This window comes from Actinomycetota bacterium (assembly GCA_028698215.1).
In the GTDB taxonomy this organism is placed as follows: domain Bacteria; phylum Actinomycetota; class Humimicrobiia; order Humimicrobiales; family Humimicrobiaceae; genus Halolacustris.
Window position 1 is genome coordinate 73,969 of the sequence record JAQVDY010000002.1, and the last position, 22,042, is coordinate 96,010.

The following is a 22,042-nucleotide window of genomic DNA, read 5'->3' on the forward strand; positions in this document are numbered from 1 at the left end:
AATTTTTAATAATAATAATAATTATTAACCCAGAGGGAGGTAAAATGGCCAGTATTATTACTATAGAAGGTATCGGCCCCAAATATGCCCAGAAACTAGCAGCCATTAATATCAAGACTACAGAAGCTCTGCTAAAAAGAGGGGCTACCGCCAAAGGCAGAAAAGAAATAGAGGAATCTGCCAAGATAGACCATAAATTGGTTTTGGAATGGGTTAACCTAGCAGACTTGTTCAGGATTAAGGGCGTAGGGGAAGAATACTCAGACTTGTTGGAAGAGGCTGGGGTAGACACAGTAGTAGAGTTATCCAAAAGAAAAGCAGAGAATTTATATGAGAAAATAATAGAAACTAACCAGCAAAAGAAACTGGTTAGGAGGCCTCCTTCGCTGTCAATGGTGCAGGATTGGGTTAATCAGGCTAAAAAATTAGATAGGGTTGTACAATACTAGTGTATGGCCTGGGTTCATTTTAAGGTTAATTAAATGAGTTAGTGTAAGTAGGGTGGCTATAACCTGGCAAGGTTTAAAAAAGGTTTGAACAAAGCCAAATTAGCGCAGGCAGCTGTTTGTAATGGTTGGCTGCGCTAACTATTTTAAGCTTTGTCTGGCATGTTATTTATAAATCTGGTAGAAAGTTAAACATCAAGCCTAGGATTCAAATATGTGCCTTAAGGCCTGTTCATTTTTGATATGAAACCGGTTTAGGTGAAAGTCAATAATACCTTCTTCTCTCATTTTACCCAATTCCCTGGACATGGAAGGCCTGGAGACATTAAGAAAATCTGCTAATTCTGTCCGGTTTAAACTAAGCTGGATGTCCCGGGAACCCTGGAGTAGATATTGGTCATACAGATAAGTGCTTACCTTGGCCCTTATGCCTTTTATGGACAAATATTCCACTTTCCGGTTAAGCATCAAGGCCTTTTGGCTCAGCAGTTTTAAAAAATTTTCTACCAAAGACCGGTGCCAGGGACACATTTTAGGGCATTCTCCTATTATCCTTGCTTTAGGCAAAATCAGAATTTTACAGGGTTCAAAAGCCTTAATAGCATAAGGCCAGTGAGTTAGCTGGGAAAAAGCTAGCATTTCTCCGAATACTTCGCCTGCTTTTAAAGTATGTATGACTACCCTATCCCCATTGGGCTTCTCGCTTAACACCCCTGCCATGCCTTCCAGCACTACGCCTACACCGGTAAAGGTGTCTCCCGAAATAAACAGGTAATCATTTCTTTTTCCGCTTACCAGTTTAGGGTTTAGGCATTTAAGCATGGTAGGTATGTTTTCCCAGCCAAGATTTGAAAACAAGGCAGACTCTGCAATTGTTTTATAATATTTTTTCAAAGCAATAATTATTAGTTTAACAATTTGTATCCATAGATACGGATACAGGGTTGAAATTATATTATAATTAGCTCCTTATTTAAAGTAAAACCATTAGAAATGGAGGAATTGATGGGTGATATGTTTTGTTTTCAATGTGAACAGGCGGCCGGGGGAAAAGGTTGTGTTAAAACCGGGGTATGCGGAAAAAAACCTGAGGTATCCAATGACCAGGACAAACTTACCTGTGCCCTTATAGGTATGGCCAGGGCTGCTGAAGGCAAAGAGGTTCCCCGGTTAGCTAATGAACTAATGTTCCAAGGATTATTTGCCACCATAACTAATGTAAATTTTGATCCGGACAGGATTGAAGGTCTGGCTGAAGAGGTACATGAGCAAACCAGGCTTATGGGAGGAGCTGAAGATTTTCCAGTGCACCAATTATGGTCAGGGGATCCGGATATAGTGTCTCTTAGATCCACACTACTGTTAGGAATGAGGGGTATGGCTGCTTATGCCTGGCATGCCTATGTATTAGGAAAATATGACCAGGAAGTCACTCAATGGTTTTATAAGGGAATGCGCGCTCTGGGCCAGGATTACTCCGTGGATGAGTGGCTAAAACTCCTAATGGAGTTTGGACATATAAACCTTAGATGTATGGAGCTGCTAGATGATGCTAATACTTCTGCCTATGGGCATCCGGTTCCTACTGAAGTGACCACCCATATTGAAAAAGGCCCTTTTATAGTGATAACCGGCCATGACCTGCTGGACTTAAAACAGCTGCTGGAGCAAACCGAAGGTAAGGGCATTAATATTTATACCCATGGAGAGATGCTGCCGGCGCACGGTTATCCGGAATTAAAAAAATACAGTCATCTTAAAGGGAACTTTGGTACAGCCTGGCAAAACCAGCAAAAGGAGTTTGCTGATATTCCGGCTCCTATATTATTCACCACTAACTGCCTTATGCCTCCCAAAAAGAGCTATGAGGACAGGGTATTTACTACTTGCGTGGTAGGCTATCCCCAGATAAAACACATACCTGACTCGGCTGAGGGTCAAAAAGACTTTTCCCCAGTCATTAATAAAGCAATCCAGTTAGGTGGTTACAAAGAGGATCAAGCATTCACAGGCATAAACGGGGGCTCTGCACTTATGACAGGGTTTGCCCGAAACGCAGTCCTTGGTTCAGCACAACAGGTTATTGATGCAGTTAAATCCAAGGCCATTAGCCATTTCTTTTTAGTAGGCGGATGCGACGGGGCCAAGCCGGGTAGAAATTATTATACGGAATTTGTAAAGCAAACTCCCCCGGATTCCCTTATACTTACCCTTGCCTGTGGTAAATACAGGTTCAATGATCTGGATTTGGGTAAAATTGGAGATTTCCCCCGGATAATGGATATGGGTCAATGCAATGATGCTTATTCTGCTATTAAAGTAGCGGTAGCTTTGGCAGAGGCTTTCCATTGTGATGTCAACCAGCTGCCCCTGACTTTGGTGCTTTCCTGGTACGAACAAAAAGCAGTTTGTATTCTGCTTACCCTTCTGGCCCTGGGAATCAAGGATATCTACCTGGGACCCACTCTGCCTGCTTTTATTTCAGATAATGTGCTGGCAGTCCTGGTAGATAAATTTGGATTAAAACCTATAAGTACTCCCCCTGAAGACCTGAAAGCTATATTAGGCTAATCATAATGCCAGGCAGGATACAGTTAACCCTGCCTGGCAGATGAAATATAAAAATTGAGGTATACGCCCTGTTTAAGTTTTGGTAATATCAAAGAAGCAGTAAAACTACATCCTAAACCTATGTAAAGCCATGGAAATTGTTTTTAGTGTCTTGGTATGCCTGGAAATCATTATGCTGGCAGCAGCATTTGCCCTGTTAGCTTATAGCCGTAAGGTCAAAAAAGAAATAAAGATAATAGTGGATGAAGCCTTGACCGGTAGGGCACCCATGACCCCAGACCATATTTTAGGCAATCTGCCCCCACCTGCTCTAAGATACGCTAAATACGCCATAAAAGATAAAAAACAAATGCTGGCTGGGGCAGTAGTGAAGCAATCAGGTTATATCAGGACCAGTAAAGAATCCCCATGGCTGCCGCTGACAGCTGTCCAATATTTAAATGGCACCAGGCCTGGCTTCATATGGGTGGCCAGGGCGGGCAGGGGCCCTAAGGGATGGCTAAGTGTCCGTGACATGTATCATAAAGGTAAGGGGAGCATGATAATTAAGCTATTTTCCCTGTTGAAAATAATGGAGGCAACGGGTCCGGAGATGGATGTGTCTTCTTTTATCAGGTTTGTTTCCGAGGCAGTTTTTATACCTCATTTTTTAGTGTTTTCAAATTTAGTTACTTGGCAGAAATTGGATAATTCAAGTGCTTTAGTAGTGGTTAAGGATGGGGCCAGTGAGGCTAAAATAAAGTTTATAATAAACCGGGAAGGGCAAATAACCCGGGCCGAAACCAAAGACAGGTTTAGAAAACTAAAAAATAAATATATCAAACAAAAATGGGTGGGCAACTATTCCGATTACAAACAGTTTGGTCACCTGGTTATTCCTACCAATATTTCTGCCGAGTGGCAAAATGCCCAGAGTTTCTGCTACGTAAGGTTACATATAGAAGATATAAAGTATTTAAACAAAGAATAACATCACCCTAGTTAAATGGCTGTATTCTTATAATATCTTCCCATGCACCAGGTCAAAGTAGAAAGTTTATCATAATCCAGGTCACCGTCAGAGTATACCCATTCATGGTCAACCATTACCTGAATCACTTCTCCTATAAACAGGTCATGGGTACCCAAAGATATTATATCTTTTACCCTGCACCCGATGTTAATAGGGCATTCCTTTATCATTTTGGCCTCTACTTTATTCATTTCTGCTGCGGTTAATTGCAGCTGGCTGAATTTATCAATGTCCCTGCCGGAAACTGTTCCGCAATAGTTACATATGCCTACCTGTCCCTGATGTGGTATATTAATAACAAATTGGCCTGATTCCTTAATTAAGCGGTGAGAATACCTGGAAGGCCTGATGGAAACAGATATTAATGGCGGGCTGCTGCATATGGTTCCAGTCCAGGCCAAGGTTATGATATTATGCTGATCATGGTATGAGCAAGATACTAATATTACAGGGTTGGGATATAATCTTTCATGTATGCCGATATCTTTTTTCATTGACACCTCCCGGTATTACTGTTTAAATTATTTTAGCTTTTTTGGGAACAAATGCAAAATATGTTAGATTTGCAAATAAGACTTATTATTATATAATAACTGCTATGAAAAAAAATAAAGAAAAATTGTTAGAAAATTTTAAGAATAAGTGTAAGGAAAAAAATTTTAAGATTACCCCTCAAAGAACGGTAATATATGAGGAGCTTATTAGTTCCACCGACCATCCCAATGTAGAAACACTATACAAAAGGGTGAAAAAAATTTTCCCCCATATATCTTTTGATACCGTGTATAGGACCCTGTCCTTTTTTTATGATATAGGTGTAGCTGAGATAATAGACGGGGTATGTGCTACTAGAAGGTATGAAGGCAATACTGATAAGCACTATCACTTTCTATGCACTCAATGTAATAATATCATAGATGTTTGTGATTGCCCCTTTGAATACGAAGTTCCCCAGCAGGCAAAAGACCATTTTGATATAAAAAATATAAGAGTAGTATTTGAAGGTATCTGCAGGGACTGCCAACAAAAAAATTAATTTATTAAAAGTTACTGGTCTATTTTAACTAAGAAGTAACTGTTTGGGATCCATATTTAGATGTTCTGCTATTTTGCTTAGTTTTAAATTCAAGAAATATTTATCTTTTCCATGCAGTATTTCCAGATTAAACCCCCCAATTACATAGTGGCTAAATTCAATTAGGATATTTTTAGATTTCCTGTCCCGCTTTTCAGTCATTATGACTATGGCTTCCAGGATGGCGGAAAATACTGAAATCTGATTTCTTGAAAAATTAAGTATCTTGTAGAAACTGGAATAAAGTATATCTTCGTAATTCCTTTCATCTAAAATAAGCCTTAAGTTTTGCTGTTGATCATAAAAATATTTGGTACCGGTACAATAATCATTTATTTCAGACATTATCACTGCCATATTCCTTACTCCCAGCATAGCGGTGTTAGGATCATTTATACTGGGTGATATAGCTCTTAAGGCCACCTCTTCAATTTTCTGGATGCCAAAATCTATATCTTGATTGGTGCTTTTATAGTTGCCCAGGGTTATGTATTTATCAACATTGCATTTTATTTCTTCTTCCTTATCATGGTTCCAAATCAATAGTACTGTAGTATATTTACCCACAAAATCGCCAACCCTAACCGTGGTTTCTACCAGAATATCATTATCTTTGGCAAATTTAATTAATCCTTCCGCGTCAATATACTGGATGTGCCCAAATTTGGTTGCTTTTACTTCCATACGGCTTATCTTATAAAGGTTAATAAGGCCTGGGTTTACTCCGGATAGAACCCTGCCTCTTTTTTTGAGATCAGCTAAAGCCCTCTTTTTCCTTTTAAGCACCAGCATTACTTCGCTACTTAGGTCCACCATTAAATTATTTACCTGTATGGAAGTGGTAATATATTGGATAAACCTGATAAAATAGCCAATACTTATAATAGCCAGTATAATGGCAAAAAAAGCAGAGAATACCAAAGTTTCAGGCTCCCTTTCATGCAGAAAAAGCAGGGAAACGATGGCATAGGTAAAGCCGGCAATAAACACTCCTAAAACGATTTGGGTCAGCCGGTCTGATATAAAGTTCTGCAGGGTGCGGGGGGAAAACTGGGAAGAGTAAATGGATAATACCACCATAATAGTAGAAAAGGTAATGGTGGTCATGGTCAAAAGGGAAGTAGCAATTACCGTTAAAATATCTCTACCCAGATTAACGCTGGTGAAGGCAAAAACTGGTAAAACTTGCTTTAGATGTGCCTGGAATGTATTGTCTACTGCGGTAGTTATGAAAGCTAATATTATAGCTCCCAAAATAAAAAGGCTGGGTATAAACCATATGCTTTCTTTATATTTTAATAAAATTTTTCTAAACAATTGTTCTCCAGGGTTTGTTTCCTATCTTTGGTAACTTCCAAGCATAGCTCTATAAAATTTAAAAAATGATATTTTTTTTATATATGTAATTCTTATTAATATAAGATAAAATCAATATAATTACTATATTATTAATTTTTGAGGAGAAGGGGATATGAATATATTTAATAAAGTAATAATGGTCATATTATTGCTGTTAGTAGCAGTGGTATGCATAGTATCCATAGTAAATGTATTTGTTAATCTGTATGATATTGGTGAAGTGGCCAACAGGATGGTCAATTATTTTACCAATGTGAATCAATTTTTACTGGCTTTGGTGTTGTTTATTATTTTATTGGTCAGCTTGGCTTTATTGGTTTTTGAATTTTATCGGAGGAAAGTTAAAACAGCCAGTGTTACCAGTGACCAGTCGGGAAAAATTATGATCACAGTAAACAGCGTATCCAATCAGATTAGAGAAAAACTGGTACCCCTGGATGGCGTACTGGATCCTAAGGTAAATATAGTACCCAAGAATGACGGTATTATCATTAATATATTTTCGGCATTGGTTAAAGGGGTAAACGTAACTGAAAAAACTCAGGAAATAAGAACTGTAGCCAGCAATTTTGCTTCAGAACAATTAGGGTTTAAAATAATACAGACTAATTATACTGCTACCAGCTTTAGAGGCAGGAAACCTGTAGCTCCTAAAGTAAGAGAATCAGAGCCAGTTGCTGAAGAAATTAATGTATCCCCGCAAGAGCCTGAAGAGATCCAAAATAAGGATGAGGCAGGTCCGGATTCGGTTTAATTAACAGTGCATTGAAGCCCTTATGCCCCTAAAGATTTGAAACCAAATAGGGGCGGCCATCGGCTGTTTTTAGTTTGGCGGGCTAATGAACTTCCCATTAGGCCTGGTATTTAAGCTAAAGGGCATATAAAGTTATACAATTAAAAGCCCAGGAGTATGCGGGTAGAGAAAGACCCTGCTATTATCAAGAGCGGTACTTGCTTTTTTAAAAAGTCATTTACAATAGCACCGATTGAAACCACCCAGAATATGGCTGGCATAGTTGCCAAATATTTATTTTAACCCGCTTAAAAATTTTAGTTAATTTGTTTTGGATAATTCTAAAAATAATTATACTGAAGCCAATAATTTAGAATAGCAGGGCTAAGTAGGTAAAAAATATAATAATTAACACTCGCTGCTGCTTACAGGTATTGTAATATGAAACTTGTTTAATTTGTTTTGGGTGTTAAAATAACTTTACTATTTTTTAGGGCATATGGAAAAGCAATAAGACTTAATTAGATATTATTACTATTGCAACATTATATTATATAAACGGTTGGTATATATATCATAAGTAAAAAGTTTTTGAATTAAAATCTTTAGATAATAAATAATATTTATGGACTTGCAATCCTAATAATTTGTTATTATTATAGCTACTTAATAAAAATTAGAATATATAAATAAACTTATGAAGGAGAAAATATGGCTAGAACCAAAGAAACTAAGAGGAAGTATAAAAAGATTGGCATAGATAAATTAAACAGTATAAGTGCATTGGAAATAGAGATAATGAAAATAGTATGGAATCAGGAAAAAGTTACTGTAAGAAAGGTACATGAAACCATGCTAAAAAAAGAGATAGAAGATAATAAGGAAGAATTTACTCCCTATACCACGGTTATGTCTACCATGACTGCTTTAGCGGACAAAGGATTACTTAAGCAGGATAAAAGGGAAAAGACCTATATCTATACTGCCAATGTGGACCAGAGAGAACTTTCAAAAAGCTTGATTATGTCGGTTGCCGAAAATTTACTGGAAAATAATGCCCAAAAAATGGTGATAGATTTTTTGGAAGACAACCAAAATATTTCCAGCAAGGGTGTAGAAAAATTGATTAAGAAAATTGATAAGTCTTAATAGTTAAGAACTGCATAATATATTGATTTATCTTGATTGGTAAGGCCATCGGTATTGCATCGATGGCCTTTTTTGGTAAGCTGAACCGGTAGAAAGTTTTTTCAATCAAGTTTTTTGTTTATAATATTGGTTAACATATCAATAAACAGGAAATGAAATGGATCAAAAAATAGGCAGGGCAGAGCAGATTTTAAAAGACTATAAGAAAGATAGTTATAGTTTTGGCATTGGCAGCCTTCCAGCCTGGAAGAACTACTGTTTGGAATTTGGGCCAAATTTTTTACTGCTTATATCCGGCAGCCAATGGGCTAGCAAGTTGAAACAGCAGATACTGTCAAGAGCAGGTAAAGAACTTAATTGCCTTATAATAATAGACAGCCCTCCCATAGATAATCCCATAAATTATGTCCTGGATTTGGCTGCAGCTATAGATACCTACAAACCTGAAAGCATATTAGCAGTAGGTGGAGGGTCAGCTATTGACAGTGCTAAAGCCGCTAATGTTGCGGCTAGCCTTAATGCTAGCAGTATAGAGCCGTTTCTGGGAATAGGCAAGGTTACTGCAGAGCTGAAGAAACAAAAAAAGAGCCTGTTTCCCTTGGTAGCGGTGCAGACTATTGCTGGTTCAGGCTCGCATCTTAGCCAGAATTCAGTCATTACTTTTCCCCAGTCAGGGCTTAAAAAGATAATCACGGACATTAGCCTGGTTCCAGATAGATCGGTTTTTGATTATGGCTTAACTGCCAGTATGGACAGAGACTTAACACTGGACGGTGCATTAGATGGTTTATCCCATTGCCTGGAAGTATATTTTGGCTCCAGGCAAGATGCCAGGATAGAAGAGGTATGCCTTAATTCTATTTCCATCATTGTCCAATATCTGCCTATGTTATTAAATGAACTGAATAATATTAAATACCGGGAGGCCATGGGAATAGCCACCGATCTGGGAGGTTATGCTTTAATGCTGGGAGGCACCAGCGGTGCTCACCTTAATAGTTTTTCCATGGTTGATTTAACCAGTCATGGTAGGGCCTGTGCCATACTAAATCCATACTATACTGTATTTTACTCTCCAGCTATACAAAACCAATTGGAAAAGCTCGCGCCTATATTTAAACCTTATATGCCAAAGATTACTGGAACTGATCCCCGGAGCCTGGGAGAAGCGGTGGCCCAAGCAATGCTAAATTTTTACCGGTATATTGGTTTTCCGGTTAAGCTTACCCAGCTGAAAGGGTACGACAGCGGTCTTATTGATAAGATACTAAATGATGCTAAGAATCCCCAGCTGGCCATGAAACTAAAAAGTATGCCCGTAGCTTTGGATCCGGAGAATGTAGATCAGTTTATGTATCCGATACTTAAAGCTGCAGAAAGCGGACAACTTAATTTAGTCAAGAATATGGATTAATATCCAACTATATTATTAAAATTAAATGCCGGTCTTAGAAATAATCTATGGGTATTTCTACCGGCATATCCAGCAGTCTTTTATATTCCTGGTTTAATTTAAGCAGAGTAACTGAACAGCCTTCCATGTCCAAGGAAGTGCAGTAATTATTAACATAGGTCTTATGTACTTTAATGGCACTTTCCCTTAATAGTTTATGGCATATCCCGGCTGCTATATACAATTCTCCAATAGGGGTCCCGCCCAGTCCGTTGACCATCAGGGCTACTTCGTCTCCAGCAACAAAGGGAAGGTCCTGCAATACAGCATCAGTTAGTTTCTTTATAATCAAATTGGCCTTTTGGTAGGATATTCTTTCCCTTCCTGGTTCGCCATGTAGCCCAACTCCAAGCTCAATCTCATTTTCACCCAGCTGGAAAGTGGGGGATCCCTTTTCGGGCGTGGTGCAGGGCTTTAAGGCAAAACCCATGGTTCTGACATTGCTGTTTATTTCCATGGCCAGGTTTTTTAACTGGTCCAGGCTGGCTCCTTCCTCTGATTTAGCCCCCACCATTTTATATATCAAAATAGCTCCTGCCACTCCTCGTCTTCCTGCAGTGAAAGTACTGTCTTTTACCGCTACATCGTCATTAATGATGACTGTTTCGGTACAAGGCCCTCCTTCAAACTCCAGCATCTCGCTGGCCATTTCAAAATTTGCCCGGTCTCCGGTATAGTTTTTTACCAAGAACAAAACCCCTCTGCCCCTGTCTACCAGCCTGGCTGCATCTACAATAGCATCCAGGGTGGGGGCGGCAAATACTGGACCGGCACAGGCAGCATCCAGCATGCCTCGTCCCACATAGAAAGCCTGATCGGGCTCATGGCCGCTGCCCGAACCGGATATTATACCTACTTTGTTTAGGTAGGGGTCTTTCCTAAATACAATTCTTTTTTCAGGAATGAGCCCTATGGCATCTGGTTTGCTGTCAGCCAGGCCCTTAAGCATTTCCGCTACGACATCTTCCGGGTTATTTATAATTTTTTTCATGATTTACAACCCCTGTCCAGTTGATTTCAAATATTCTAAAGCTGCTTCAAATATCAGGTATATTATTACCGATCCAGGGTCCCTATGGCCCTTGCTGCGATCACCCAAGTAGGAAGCCCTGCCTTTTTTTGCTGTCATATCTATGGTGTTATCAGAACCGCTTTTAGCTGCTTGATAAGCTTGTTCAATAAGGGTTACCATAGTTGAGTTAACGCTGGCTGCGGAAGCCTTAATTGCTTCTACTGCAGGCTCTAAAGCGTCTATTAGTGTTTTATCCCCAACCTGGGTATTTCCACCTCTCCTTTTAATAACAGTATTGGACATTTCCAAGGCATCTGCTAAAGCCTGTCCATTTATCTCCTTTTTTTCACCAATGCTTTTACCTGCTTCTAAAAAACCGGTACCCAGCATGGCTCCCGAGGTGCCTCCTATGGTATAGGCCAGGGTAAAGCCAACTTTCTTAAGAATATCTCCCAGCTCCATATCATTTAACTGTGGCAGTGTCTCCAATACTGCCTTAAACCCTCGTTTTACTCCAATCCCGCAATCTGCATCACCTACATTGGAATCAAGTTCGGTGAGCATCTTTTCTGCCTCTATCAGCTTATGGCTAATGGCTTCGATAACTCCGATGAGAGTCTCTTTCTGAGTGGCCATACTGCTCCTTATTTATCATGATAATTATTTTAAATATTATAACAGATATGGTGCTGGAAAAAAATTCAATTTGGCCAAGCAAGCCCTTATAGCGGTTTGACAATTTGAATGTTAATAGATATACTCATATACATAAAAATACAATAAAATCACAGCAAGAGGTAAAGATGGTAGAAAAGAAGCAAGATTATTTTAGAGTACCTATAACTATGCCTTCCACTATGGTTGCTTTTCTTGAAAATATGGGAATAGAGTGTAAGAGAAGCGGCGGCCACAAAATAGCTAATACCGAAATAGTAAGGAGCGCCATAAGACTGCTGATGGACCTGGATATAGATATTGCCGGTATCAAATCTGAGGAAGAACTGGAAGCAAGAATCAAGGATGCTGCCCGAAGATACAAATAGCATATCTGCAGCATACAACAATTGATTATCATAATATTTATTCATTTGTTTTAATTTCCTTTGTATTTATAATAAGTAAAAAATATAGATATGGAGTTAGATTGTTATGGCTGAAATTAAAAAAGACTTGTTGATTATTGGAGCCGGCCCGGCGGGCTTGGGGGCTGCATTGTATGCTAGGCGGGCAGATATAGACTTTGAGATAACTGAAAAACATATGGCGGGGGGACAGATAGTAAATACAGAATTTATAGAAAACTATCTGGGATTAAAAAAATTATCCGGTTTCGACCTGATACAAAATTTTACAGAACACTGCAAAGAGATGGAAATAGAGATTAAAGAATATACCTCTATTGCTTCCATCAAGTTTATTAAAAGTAAAAAAAAGTTCAGGTGCCAGATATTTGACAGCAACGATACTTATGTAGTGTCTTCAATTATTATTACTACCGGGGCCAGTCCCAAAATGCTTAACCTGGAAGGGGAAAAAGAACTTATTGGCAGCGGTATTTCTTTTTGTGCTACCTGTGACGGGGCCCTATACCGTGACAAGGATGTAGCGGTAGTAGGCGGCGGTGACACTGCAGTAGAGGAAGCCCTTTTTTTGGCAAAATTTGCCAAAACTGTATATATAATCCACCGCCGGGATCAGTTAAGAGCAGTAAAGATACTCCAGGACCGGGCTTTTGAAAACAAGAAGATTAAAGTGTTATGGGATACAGTTGTTGAAAAATTTGAGGGGAAATCCAAGCTGGATCATATTTTTATCAAGAATGTAAAAGAAAAAAAAGTTTCCAAACTGCAAGTTGATGGAGTTTTTGAGTATGTAGGATATGTGCCTAATTCAGGATTGGTCAAAGATTTGGTAAAGTTGGACCAGGACGGTTTTATTATAACGGATCAGCATATGAGGACTTCACATCAGGGCATTTATGCTGCAGGGGATGTAAGAAATACCCCTTTAAGGCAGGTTATAACCGCTGTATCTGATGGAGCGGTGGCGGCTATGATTATGGACAAACATATGCGGGGACTGCTGTAGAAACAATACTTGATGCTAAATTATGGTTAATTGGAGGGTTTGCCCAAATCTGAAAATACAGGTTTAAATTGGAGTGGTTAATTCATAGTGGAAGTACTGAAAAAAAATCATAGTGGAGAAAAGATAGTTGACCTTCAAATGAGGTTACGTCAGCTGGGCTATAGTCTGGGCCATACCCAGATTGACGGTGTATTCGGGTTGGAGACTGAAAATGCAGTAAGAAGCTTTCAACAGGAAAGAGGTTTGGACTCCACTGGGGAAGTGGACAGTCAAACCTGGCAGGAGCTGGTAGATGCGGGATACAAAATAGGGGATAGGCTGCTATATCTAAAACACCCTCCTTTCAGGGGGGATGATGTCCGAACTTTGCAATACTGGTTAAAAAGCCTGGGTTTTTACAGGTTTAAGGAAAATGGTATTTTTTGTACCCATACCCAGGATGCAGTAATAGATTTCCAGAAGAATATTAACCTGTCAGCAGATGGCATAGTAGGTGATGGGACTATCAAGCATCTGGTCAGGCTAAAAAGGATAATTGAACCCAAGAAGACATCAAACTTTCCTTTTAACAGTAAACTGGAGTTAAAAAAAAGGCAGGGCACAGTTAATGTAGCTTTCGATTATGGGCATGATATCTATGATGAAGAAATAGACCGCTATTTCAAGGAAAAGATATATATTTGCAGGAGTATAGTAAATTATTGCCGGCAACTGCTGGAAGAAGTGGGCATAAAATCCATAGTCACTGTAAATGATAATAATCAGAGTCTTTTTTTAGCTGACCGCATTAATTATGCCAATAAAGCTGAACCTGATATTATGGTAAGTATAAATTTAAGCTATTCCCGTGATAATATGGCCAATGGATGCAGCTGTTATTATTTTAAAGGATTAAGATCATATTCTGTTAATGGGAACCAAATGGCAAACCTTATCCAGGATATGATTGTAAAGAATTTAAGGATACCTGACTGCAGGGTACACGGATCCAGCTACAGCATATTAAAAGAAACAGAAATGACCTCAGTATTGGTAGAACCTGGCTTTATTTCTAACCCCGGTCAAAGGGATAAACTTAAAAAATCCGATTATCAATTACAGCTAAGCCAGCATTTAGTTCAGGGAATCATAAGTTTTATAAAGAATTAGTATGTATATTATTTATGATGATTTCTTTTTAAAACACCATACAGGCTCCCTGCACCCGGAAAAAGGGGAAAGATTATCCTGCATAAAAACCAGCCTAAAGAATTGGAGTAACGGTCCCCATCTGTATTGGTTAACTCCTGCCAGGGCCAGTCTGGATATAATTTCCCTTATCCATCACCCTGATTATATCAGGCAGATTAAGCATTATTCTACCCTTCATAAACTTATAAACCTGGACACCGATACAGTAGTATCTCATTTTACCTATGATTGTGCAGTTCTGGCGGCAGGAGCCGCTGTGCAGGGGATTGACCAGCTTTTTTCTACTGGCGCCAAGTCTTCAATGTTTTTTGCTTTAGTACGCCCTCCCGGGCACCATGCTTTTGAAAACAGGGGGACAGGATTTTGTATTTTTAACCAAATAGCCATAGCTGCTGCTTATGCTTTAAGAGAATACAAGGTTGAGAGAATAGCTATTATAGATTTTGATGCCCACCACGGTAACGGAACGCAGCATCTTTTTTACGGGGACCAACATGTTTTTTTTGTATCATTTCACCAGTACCCCCACTATCCGGGGACAGGCACCGCTCAAGAAGCAGGCATAAAAGAAGGCAAAGGCTATAGCCTTAATTTCCCTTTTGCCCCCGGTACCGGCCAAGATTGCTACCTCTATGCCCTGGACCAGGTAGTGGTGCCGCTGATGTTAAAATTCTGCCCTCAGCTGGTGTTGGTTAGTGCCGGCTATGATTCGCATGCAGAAGACCACCTGTCTTCGCTTAAACTTACCGAAAGCTCTTATAATAAAATTATGAAAGTGGTTAGCAGCTTAAGTAGAATTTGCAGCCGGGGCAGGCTGGGTATATTCCTGGAGGGGGGCTATAATACTGATGTATTGGGCGATTGTGTTAAGGAAACGGTCAAAGGATGCCTTGATACCAGCTATAATATAGATAATTTAAGCCAGGAGTATGAAGGTATTGATGATGGTTGTAGAAGTTTAATCAGTTATTTAAGTAAAAAATTTGGGGTCATCCATGGTTAAAAAGATAGGCTTGGCTATATTGCTTTTTTTTATATTGCTGGGTACTGGCTGTAGAAGCTATGACCATAGTGTGGACATAGGATATTTTTTTAAAACTGGGCCTGAAAAAGCAGTTCTGGATTTTCTGCAGGCCATGGAAAATCATGATCCCGGATATCTTTATGACCAACTGCTGCTTAATAAGGATAAAAATAATATAAGCAGGGATCGCTATATTGAAGAATTTAAGGGTATACTGTCAGATGTCCAGCAGATTGAAGTATCCGAGACCGTATATTTGGGCTATGAGGCAAATATGAGTAAGGTGGTAGCCGAGTTTTCTGTAATCTATATGAATGGTGATTTAAAAGAATATAAAAAATATATTTACCTGCAGGAAGAAAATGGCAGGTGGAAAATAGTTTTTGAAAAAACCTTCATATAATATATAATGATATTTAAAAAAAAATATTATATTTTAATTTAAAAAATACTTAACCATTATGGGGCCTTTAATTAAAAATAAATGGGTAATTATAGGGTTATCGCTGGTGTTGGCAGCTGCGGTGGGGGGAAATGGATGTGCTTATCAGCCTGTTCAAACCATCGATGCTTCTAGCGGTTTTAATAATCAGGACAAGGAAAATGTTTTAAGTTCAGAGCTGACAGCATTGCTGGAAAAAGTAATAAATCCTCCCATAGTAACTTCCCACGGTTCAGAAGAAATCATCTATTCCGGCTCAGAAAGGCAGCTAATTTTTGTCAAAGGTTACGCTACCCCCGGCCACAAAATTCAGGTATATGTTAACGGTTTGCTGCAGGCTGATTCTATCAGGACCGATAGCGATGGCTTTTTTGAAACCATGGAGGGCCTGGAAGTAGTGGAAGGCAGAAACAGGATAGAAGTGACAGCAGTATCCGGAGCCCAAAAAAGCCAACCCACCAAATTTAATATAACGGTTAAAGTTACTGATAAAATACAGTATTCAATTTATCAGGATAGCCAAAACTTAAAACAAATACAGGATGTGTATTACCTGAAAGATGGATATCCCTTGGTCTATATTGCCGGTAACTACCTGGCTGCCAGTAAAATATTCTTACAAGTAAATGATAAAATAGTTTCTGAGGGGGAGTCTGATTCAGAGGGAATATTTTCTTTTTCTGAAGTAGCTTTGCGCAAGGGGGAAAATGATGTCTCTTTATGGGGAATGACCCAGGATGGCATAATCAGCCAGCCAGTGTCTGTGTCGGTTTTGGTAACCGAAGATAGTGAGAGCCCTTATCCCTCCAGCCTTTCAGGATATAACGATGGGTTCGGCAACCACCTGTCCTGGAGTTGTTCTTATGACCAGAATTTCTATGCTTATAAGCTGGTCCGGGTAACTGATCCCTGTCTTAATCCTGAATATCCTGACCATGATGTGGTTGCTACCTTTAACGATTTGGAAATATCAAGCTATACTGATGAGGATGCAGAGGAAGGGCATTCTTATTTTTATACCCTATGGACCTTGGACAGGGCGGGTAATGCCATATCTAGCAATGTATTGGCTATGCCTGCACCTGTATATAGCATAGATATTGAAAAAATTGCTCCCTTTGGTGATAATGTGATAGGCAGGCGTGAATGGTATTATCAGTATTTTAAAATTACCAATAAAGGTAATGTAACTATAGATTTACAGCCAATTATGGTGTGGTTAAAACTTGATCCTGAGCCAGACTTGGATAAGAATATGTGGCCCCTGTGGGAAGCCCATATATGGGATCCGGACAGCGGACAGTATTATTACAGCAATGAGGTCATAGAACAGACCTATATTGCAGATTATTGGGCTTTAGATGAAATTACCCAAATTGGAGAAGTTTATACTTATGAAGATGAAGAAGAAAAACAAATAGAGGTAAGGGATATAATTACTAAACAAACCAGGGACGGAGAAGGGAAAAGGGTTATGGTAACCACTACCTTTACCGAAGAGGTAGAAACCGGTAATATAGTTGAAGGTAAAGAGGCTGAAACCAGCCAGGTTTTGGTAGGGCCGGAAAAGATTGGATCGGTTATCGAGGACCTGAAACCCGGACAGTCTGTTAAGCTGGCGGTAAAGGTACAGAATATATCTGCTGGAAACGGGGACCGCATTACCCTTCATTTCCACTTTGCCCCTGTTGACTGTGCTGGTTATTTCTATACTGATGAAGAAGTTTCCACCAGGGATATTACAGTAATCAGCAGTGGAAGAAATTAGATAGGAGGTATTTAAATTATGTCAGGCGAGAAGAAGAAAAAAGAAAAGATGTCAAAGGAAGAACTGGCAGGTAAAATTAATCCAGAATCATCCATGGAAACGGAGGAGCTGGTAGAAGAAATTGAGCTTCTGCAAAAAGAGCTGGATGAGTATAAAAAACTGGAAGATGAATATATGGATCGTATAAAAAGACTCCAGGCGGATTACGAAAATTACCGTAAAAGAACGCTAAAGGAGCATATGGAGCATATCAAAAGGGCTAATAAAGACCTAATAGAGAAGCTCTTGCCGGTAATAGATAATTTTGAAAGGGCCCTGGACGCAGGTAGGCAAACAGGACATCAAAGTGACCAGTTTTATGAGGGTGTACTGATGATATATAATAACCTTATGGAAGTATTGGGCAAAGAAGGTCTTATGGTGATAAGCCCTAAAGGAGAAGAATTTGATCCGCAGATTTGTGAAGCTGCAGTAACAGAATCAGTGGAAGGGATAGAAGAAGGTGTAATTTTAGAAGTGCTGAGAAAGGGCTATAAACTTAAGGATTACCTTATTAGACCAGCAGTGGTCAAAGTTTGTAAATAATAAATAGAGGATGGTAGGGGTTGAGTAAAAAATTATTATTCGGTTGTCTGTTTGGTTTCATCGGGGTCATTATCATAGTTGGCCTAATTCTTTTCGGTTATGTGGTAGATGCCAGGAACAATATGGCTGCCCAAGAAATTGAGGTGGAGAATTCATGGGCCCAGGTACAGAATGTTTACCAGAGAAGGCTGGATTTAATACCTAATGTAGTAGCCAGCGTGGAAGCTTACATGCAGTTGGAAAAAGATATTTTTAAAGAGATTGCTGATGCCAGAAAGGGCATTACTGAAGCCCAGTCTCCCCAGCAGCTGGAAAATGCTAATGAACCTATCAATAGTTTTTTGCGGGATTTAAGGGTGGTAGTGGAAGATACACCGGAGCTAAAATCCAGTGAAACCGTAAGGGAACTCATTGTAGAGCTGGAAGGAAGCGAGAACCGGATTGCACAGGAAAGGCGGAGGTTTAATGAAACAGTTAGGGATTACAATACCTATATAAAAATGTTTCCCCGTAATATGATTGCCGGTTGGTTTAATTTTACTCCCAAGAGCTTCTTTGAAGCAGAAGAAGGGGCAGAACAGGCCCCTGAAGTAAATATTGAATTGGATTAGCAGACCAGGTTAATGATTATAGTAAAAAGATTTCGTTACTTAATCCTATTTCTTCTACTGTTAATAGTTTTCGCACCGGGACTGCTGCATGCTCAGGATATAGAATTGCCTGATTATACCGGGTATGTAAATGATTTTGCGAAAGTTATAGATGCCGATACCGTGTCCCGGTTGGAGAGCCTTATATCCCAGATAGAAGCAGAAACTACCGCAGAGATTGCGGTAGTAACCATTGAAAGCTTGCAGGGAAAAGTTATCGAGGACTATGCCATAGAGCTTTTTTCTCAATGGGGAATAGGCAAGGAGGACCAGGATAACGGGGTATTGCTGCTGGTGGCCATAGAGGATAGGACTCTCAGGTTAGAGATAGGATATGGGCTGGAGGGCGCTATAACTGATGTGGAATCAAAAAGAATACTGGAAAATAGCGTAATACCCCAGTTCAAGGAAGGAAATTACAGCCAAGGCATTTATGCCGGGGTGGAAGCAGTAGCGGCCCATATCTATGATGAAGCCAATATCGAGTCTGACCTGGCCCTTCCCGCAGTGGAAACCAGTACCGGAAGTTCTTCTTTCCCTTATGTGTTTATTTATTGCTGCCTGCCGCCCTTCATTTTAATTTCTCTCATTATATTTCTGGTTAACCTGGTTAGAAGAAGATGCCCCCAATGCCGGCGTTTTTTCAAGCTAAAAATTAAAGAAACGGTATTAAAAAGGGCTACTTTCACTCAATCCGGGCAAAAAAAAGTGGAGAGATGGTGTACCGTTTGTGATTTTGCTGACCAGAAAATAGTAAAAATTCCTACAAAAACCCATAGCAGCGGTACCTGGTTGGGAGGCGGAGGCAGCGGCTCTTCCGGAGGCGGTTTTGGGGGGTTTGGAGGAGGCTCTTCCGGAGGAGGCGGAGCTAGCGGAAGATGGTAGCAGGGTATTTATTTACCGGCCTAAAATGTGGCCTGCCTGGTACCAGCTTTTAAAATTTACAGGGTTTTACATTTAAGGTCTTTATTTATTGGGGCCAATAAAATAAAATCAATTATTAAATACTGGTTAGCAGCTCACAATAGCTGGATAATTAAAATTAACTATAAGCTATTGGAGGTGATATTTTTTTGAAATAATTATTTTAATTTTGAAAACATGGTTTTAAAACCTTCTATTGACATAGAAACCAGGAAGGGCATGGTGAGTAAGCTTTGTACAAGATATTGGGTAAACAAAAACTGACTGCCGACATTGACCGGTTTGAAGTAGAAGCTCCGCTTATAGCCAGGAAAGCGGCAGCGGGGCAATTTGTAATGGTAAGGATAGATGAGCAGGGAGAGAGAATACCGCTTACTATTGCCGATTTTGACCAAGAAAAGGGCATCATATCCCTTGTATCCATGATAGCTGGTAAAAGCACTGATATGTTTTCCAGAATGGAGCAGGGAGAAAGTCTGGCAGATGTAGTGGGTCCTTTGGGCAAACCTAGTGAAATAGAGAAATTTGGAAATGTAGTATGTGTTGGCGGAGGAGTAGGAATAGCTCCCATAATGCCTATTGCCAGGGCTTTAAAACAGGCAGGCAATTATATTGTATCTATTATTGGAGCCAGAAACAGTGACGGTCTCATACTGGAAAAAGAAATGGACCAGATAAGTGACCAGCTCTATATTTGTACTGATGATGGAAGTAAGGGTTTTGGAGGATTTGTTTCTGATTTTTTAGATAAATTCCTAGAAGGGGATCAGCTTAAGGTAGACAGGGTGGTGGCTATCGGCCCCGCACCCATGATGGCGGCAGTAAGCAAAGTAACCAAGCCTTATGGCATTAAAACCATAGTTTCTCTTAACTCTATCATGGTTGATGGCACCGGGATGTGCGGAGCTTGCAGGGTGGAAGTAGGAAAAAAAACCAAGTTTGTTTGTGTGGATGGTCCTGAATTTGACGGGCATCAGGTAGATTTTGATTTATTGTTTGCAAGGCAGAAGATGTACTGTGACCAGGAGCAGGAAGCTTACCAGGGTTACCAGCATGAATGTAGATGCAAGCAAAATAGTTAATGTTTCTTGAAGAAAGGATATATCCAAAGTCATGGCAGATAAGGTAAATAAGAAGGTTAAGAAAAAAAAGATACCCAGAACCAAGATGCCTCAGCAGGATGCAGGCAAAAGGGTTAAGAATTTTAATGAGGTGGCCTTAGGCTATACCATGGAAGATGCTTTAAAGGAAGCTGAAAGGTGTCTGCAGTGCAAAAAACCTAGATGCATTGACGGCTGCCCGGTAGAAATTGATATAAAGAGTTTTATTGATCTTTTAGGACAGAAAAAATTTGACCAGGCCATTGCAAAAATCAGGGAGAAGAACTCGCTCCCTGCTATATGCGGCCGGGTTTGTCCCCAGGAAGACCAGTGTGAAAAAGAATGTATTTTAGGCATAAAGGATGAACCGGTAGCCATAGGCAGGCTGGAAAGGTACCTGGGGGATATGGCCATGAAAAAAAACCTGGTAGATACAGGCATGATGGTTTCTAAAGAAACAGCCCAGAAAAATTCACAGCACCAGATAGCTATTATAGGGAGCGGTCCGGCAGGTCTGGCCTGTGCCAGTGAACTGGCTAAAATGGGCTATAAGGTAACCATATTTGAAGCCCTTCATAAGGCAGGGGGCGTTTTAGTTTACGGAATCCCCGAATTCAGGCTGCCCAAGAAAGTGCTTCAAAAAGAAATAGACAGCCTTAAGGATCTGGGAGTAGAAATAAAGCTGGACATGGTTATAGGCAAAATCCTGTCAATCCAGGATTTATTTGATGAAGGGTATGAGTCAGTATTTATAGCTACAGGGGCAGGACTCCCTTATTTTATGGGAATAGAAGGGGAAAACCTTAATGGGGTATATTCCGCCAATGAATATCTGACCCGTTCCAACCTGATGAAAGCTTATAATTTTCCCAAAAGCGATACCCCTATAAAAAAAGCACCCCGGGTAGCAGTAATAGGCGGGGGCAATGTAGCCATGGATTCAGCCAGGACAGCCAAGCGGCTGGGGGCAGAACATGTATACTTGGTATACAGGAGAAGCGAGCAGGAAATGCCAGCCAGAAGGGAAGAAGCGGAACATGCCAAAGAGGAGGGAATAGAATTTGTATTGCTAACCAACCCGGTAAAAATAATTGGCAAAGATGGATGGGTGGAAAAATTAAGGGTTATAAAGATGGAGCTGGGTGAGCCGGATCAATCCGGCAGGAAGAGGCCTATCCCAGTGGAAGGGTCTGAATACGACCTGGATGTGGATGTAGTAGTAATGGCTATAGGACAGGGACCCAATCCGCTGCTTCTTGCCGATACCCCTGAGCTTAAGCTAAACAAATGGGGGAATATAGACGCAGATCCAGAAACCGGAAAAACAAATTTAAAAGGCGTATTTGCCGGGGGAGATATAGTTACCGGAGCAGCAACAGTTATACTGGCTATGGGAGCTGGAAAAAAGGCTGCCCATGCCATTGATCAGTATATAAACAGTGGTAAATGGTAATAAATTG

General features: G+C 40.0%; 23 protein-coding genes. 18 read left to right on the forward strand and 5 right to left on the reverse strand.

Annotated elements, in window-relative coordinates; all coding sequences use genetic code 11:
* Window positions 1-44 precede the first annotated feature (44 nt).
* Complete coding sequence (locus PHN32_01250; GenBank protein ID MDD3776222.1) at window positions 45-449, forward strand: DUF4332 domain-containing protein; 405 nt, start codon at window positions 45-47, stop codon at window positions 447-449.
* A 198-nt stretch (window positions 450-647) separates the two neighbouring features.
* Here the strand turns inward: PHN32_01250 and PHN32_01255 are convergent, their stop codons facing one another.
* Window positions 648-1,304, reverse strand: a complete 657-nt coding sequence (locus PHN32_01255; GenBank protein ID MDD3776223.1) for a Crp/Fnr family transcriptional regulator — start codon at window positions 1,302-1,304, stop codon at window positions 648-650.
* Between the two features lie 147 nt (window positions 1,305-1,451).
* Here PHN32_01255 and hcp point away from each other — a divergent pair, with 147 nt between their 5' ends.
* Both hcp and PHN32_01265 read left to right on the forward strand, forming a co-directional pair.
* On the forward strand, window positions 1,452-3,017 hold the full coding sequence (gene hcp / locus PHN32_01260) for a hydroxylamine reductase (GenBank protein MDD3776224.1): 1,566 nt from the start codon (window positions 1,452-1,454) through the stop codon (window positions 3,015-3,017).
* A gap of 130 nt (window positions 3,018-3,147) precedes the next feature.
* Window positions 3,148-3,987: a hypothetical protein gene (locus PHN32_01265; GenBank protein MDD3776225.1), complete on the forward strand. Its 840-nt coding sequence runs from the start codon at window positions 3,148-3,150 to the stop codon at window positions 3,985-3,987.
* Between the two features lie 11 nt (window positions 3,988-3,998).
* On the opposite strand, the gene PHN32_01270 is transcribed toward PHN32_01265, so the two are convergent.
* Window positions 3,999-4,523: a flavin reductase family protein gene (locus PHN32_01270; GenBank protein MDD3776226.1), complete on the reverse strand. Its 525-nt coding sequence runs from the start codon at window positions 4,521-4,523 to the stop codon at window positions 3,999-4,001.
* Window positions 4,524-4,627: 104 nt separating this feature from the next.
* Here PHN32_01270 and PHN32_01275 point away from each other — a divergent pair, with 104 nt between their 5' ends.
* Window positions 4,628-5,065, forward strand: a complete 438-nt coding sequence (locus PHN32_01275; protein ID MDD3776227.1) for a Fur family transcriptional regulator — start codon at window positions 4,628-4,630, stop codon at window positions 5,063-5,065.
* Between the two features lie 24 nt (window positions 5,066-5,089).
* Here the strand turns inward: PHN32_01275 and PHN32_01280 are convergent, their stop codons facing one another.
* Complete coding sequence (locus PHN32_01280; protein ID MDD3776228.1) at window positions 5,090-6,421, reverse strand: DUF2254 domain-containing protein; 1,332 nt, start codon at window positions 6,419-6,421, stop codon at window positions 5,090-5,092.
* A gap of 154 nt (window positions 6,422-6,575) precedes the next feature.
* On the opposite strand from PHN32_01280, the gene amaP reads away from it, so the two are divergent.
* The 3 genes from amaP (at window position 6,576) to PHN32_01295 (ending at window position 9,759) form a co-directional block, all read left to right on the forward strand.
* Window positions 6,576-7,217, forward strand: coding sequence for an alkaline shock response membrane anchor protein AmaP (gene amaP / locus PHN32_01285; protein MDD3776229.1), 642 nt, complete (start codon window positions 6,576-6,578; stop codon window positions 7,215-7,217).
* A gap of 690 nt (window positions 7,218-7,907) precedes the next feature.
* The gene (locus tag PHN32_01290; GenBank protein ID MDD3776230.1) at window positions 7,908-8,345 is read left to right on the forward strand and encodes a BlaI/MecI/CopY family transcriptional regulator; all 438 of its coding nucleotides are present in this window, start codon (window positions 7,908-7,910) and stop codon (window positions 8,343-8,345) included.
* Between the two features lie 157 nt (window positions 8,346-8,502).
* Window positions 8,503-9,759 carry an iron-containing alcohol dehydrogenase gene (locus tag PHN32_01295; protein MDD3776231.1) on the forward strand — a complete coding sequence of 419 codons (1,257 nt, stop codon included), beginning with the start codon at window positions 8,503-8,505 and terminating at the stop codon, window positions 9,757-9,759.
* Window positions 9,760-9,793: 34 nt separating this feature from the next.
* On the opposite strand, the gene dhaK is transcribed toward PHN32_01295, so the two are convergent.
* Together dhaK and dhaL are read right to left on the reverse strand one after the other, a co-directional pair.
* A complete protein-coding gene (gene dhaK / locus PHN32_01300) occupies window positions 9,794-10,789 on the reverse strand; it encodes a dihydroxyacetone kinase subunit DhaK (GenBank protein ID MDD3776232.1) in 996 nt (331 codons plus the stop codon).
* A gap of 3 nt (window positions 10,790-10,792) precedes the next feature.
* A complete protein-coding gene (dhaL, locus tag PHN32_01305) occupies window positions 10,793-11,446 on the reverse strand; it encodes a dihydroxyacetone kinase subunit DhaL (GenBank protein ID MDD3776233.1) in 654 nt (217 codons plus the stop codon).
* A 167-nt stretch (window positions 11,447-11,613) separates the two neighbouring features.
* Between dhaL and PHN32_01310 the strand changes: the two genes are divergently transcribed.
* The 11 genes from PHN32_01310 (at window position 11,614) to gltA (ending at window position 22,035) form a co-directional block, all read left to right on the forward strand.
* Window positions 11,614-11,853: a hypothetical protein gene (locus PHN32_01310; GenBank protein ID MDD3776234.1), complete on the forward strand. Its 240-nt coding sequence runs from the start codon at window positions 11,614-11,616 to the stop codon at window positions 11,851-11,853.
* Window positions 11,854-11,959: 106 nt separating this feature from the next.
* Complete coding sequence (gene trxB / locus PHN32_01315; GenBank protein ID MDD3776235.1) at window positions 11,960-12,898, forward strand: thioredoxin-disulfide reductase; 939 nt, start codon at window positions 11,960-11,962, stop codon at window positions 12,896-12,898.
* Window positions 12,899-12,985: 87 nt separating this feature from the next.
* On the forward strand, window positions 12,986-14,047 hold the full coding sequence (locus tag PHN32_01320) for a peptidoglycan-binding protein (GenBank protein ID MDD3776236.1): 1,062 nt from the start codon (window positions 12,986-12,988) through the stop codon (window positions 14,045-14,047).
* Between the two features lies 1 nt (window position 14,048).
* Window positions 14,049-15,092 (forward strand): histone deacetylase, encoded by a 1,044-nt coding sequence (locus PHN32_01325; protein ID MDD3776237.1) that lies wholly within the window; start codon window positions 14,049-14,051, stop codon window positions 15,090-15,092.
* Window positions 15,085-15,516, forward strand: a complete 432-nt coding sequence (locus tag PHN32_01330) for an NTF2-like N-terminal transpeptidase domain-containing protein (protein MDD3776238.1) — start codon at window positions 15,085-15,087, stop codon at window positions 15,514-15,516. The genes PHN32_01325 and PHN32_01330 overlap by 8 nt, the downstream gene beginning before the upstream one ends.
* A 121-nt stretch (window positions 15,517-15,637) precedes the next feature.
* Window positions 15,638-17,323 carry a hypothetical protein gene (locus PHN32_01335; protein MDD3776239.1) on the forward strand — a complete coding sequence of 562 codons (1,686 nt, stop codon included), beginning with the start codon at window positions 15,638-15,640 and terminating at the stop codon, window positions 17,321-17,323.
* Window positions 17,324-17,341: 18 nt separating this feature from the next.
* Window positions 17,342-17,908 (forward strand): nucleotide exchange factor GrpE, encoded by a 567-nt coding sequence (gene grpE / locus PHN32_01340; protein MDD3776240.1) that lies wholly within the window; start codon window positions 17,342-17,344, stop codon window positions 17,906-17,908.
* A 20-nt stretch (window positions 17,909-17,928) separates the two neighbouring features.
* Window positions 17,929-18,519 carry a LemA family protein gene (locus PHN32_01345; GenBank protein ID MDD3776241.1) on the forward strand — a complete coding sequence of 197 codons (591 nt, stop codon included), beginning with the start codon at window positions 17,929-17,931 and terminating at the stop codon, window positions 18,517-18,519.
* A gap of 12 nt (window positions 18,520-18,531) precedes the next feature.
* Window positions 18,532-19,443: a TPM domain-containing protein gene (locus PHN32_01350; protein ID MDD3776242.1), complete on the forward strand. Its 912-nt coding sequence runs from the start codon at window positions 18,532-18,534 to the stop codon at window positions 19,441-19,443.
* A gap of 272 nt (window positions 19,444-19,715) precedes the next feature.
* The gene (locus PHN32_01355) at window positions 19,716-20,564 is read left to right on the forward strand and encodes a sulfide/dihydroorotate dehydrogenase-like FAD/NAD-binding protein (protein ID MDD3776243.1); all 849 of its coding nucleotides are present in this window, start codon (window positions 19,716-19,718) and stop codon (window positions 20,562-20,564) included.
* 31 nt (window positions 20,565-20,595) lie between these two features.
* Window positions 20,596-22,035: an NADPH-dependent glutamate synthase gene (gltA, locus tag PHN32_01360; protein ID MDD3776244.1), complete on the forward strand. Its 1,440-nt coding sequence runs from the start codon at window positions 20,596-20,598 to the stop codon at window positions 22,033-22,035.
* Window positions 22,036-22,042 lie beyond the last annotated feature (7 nt).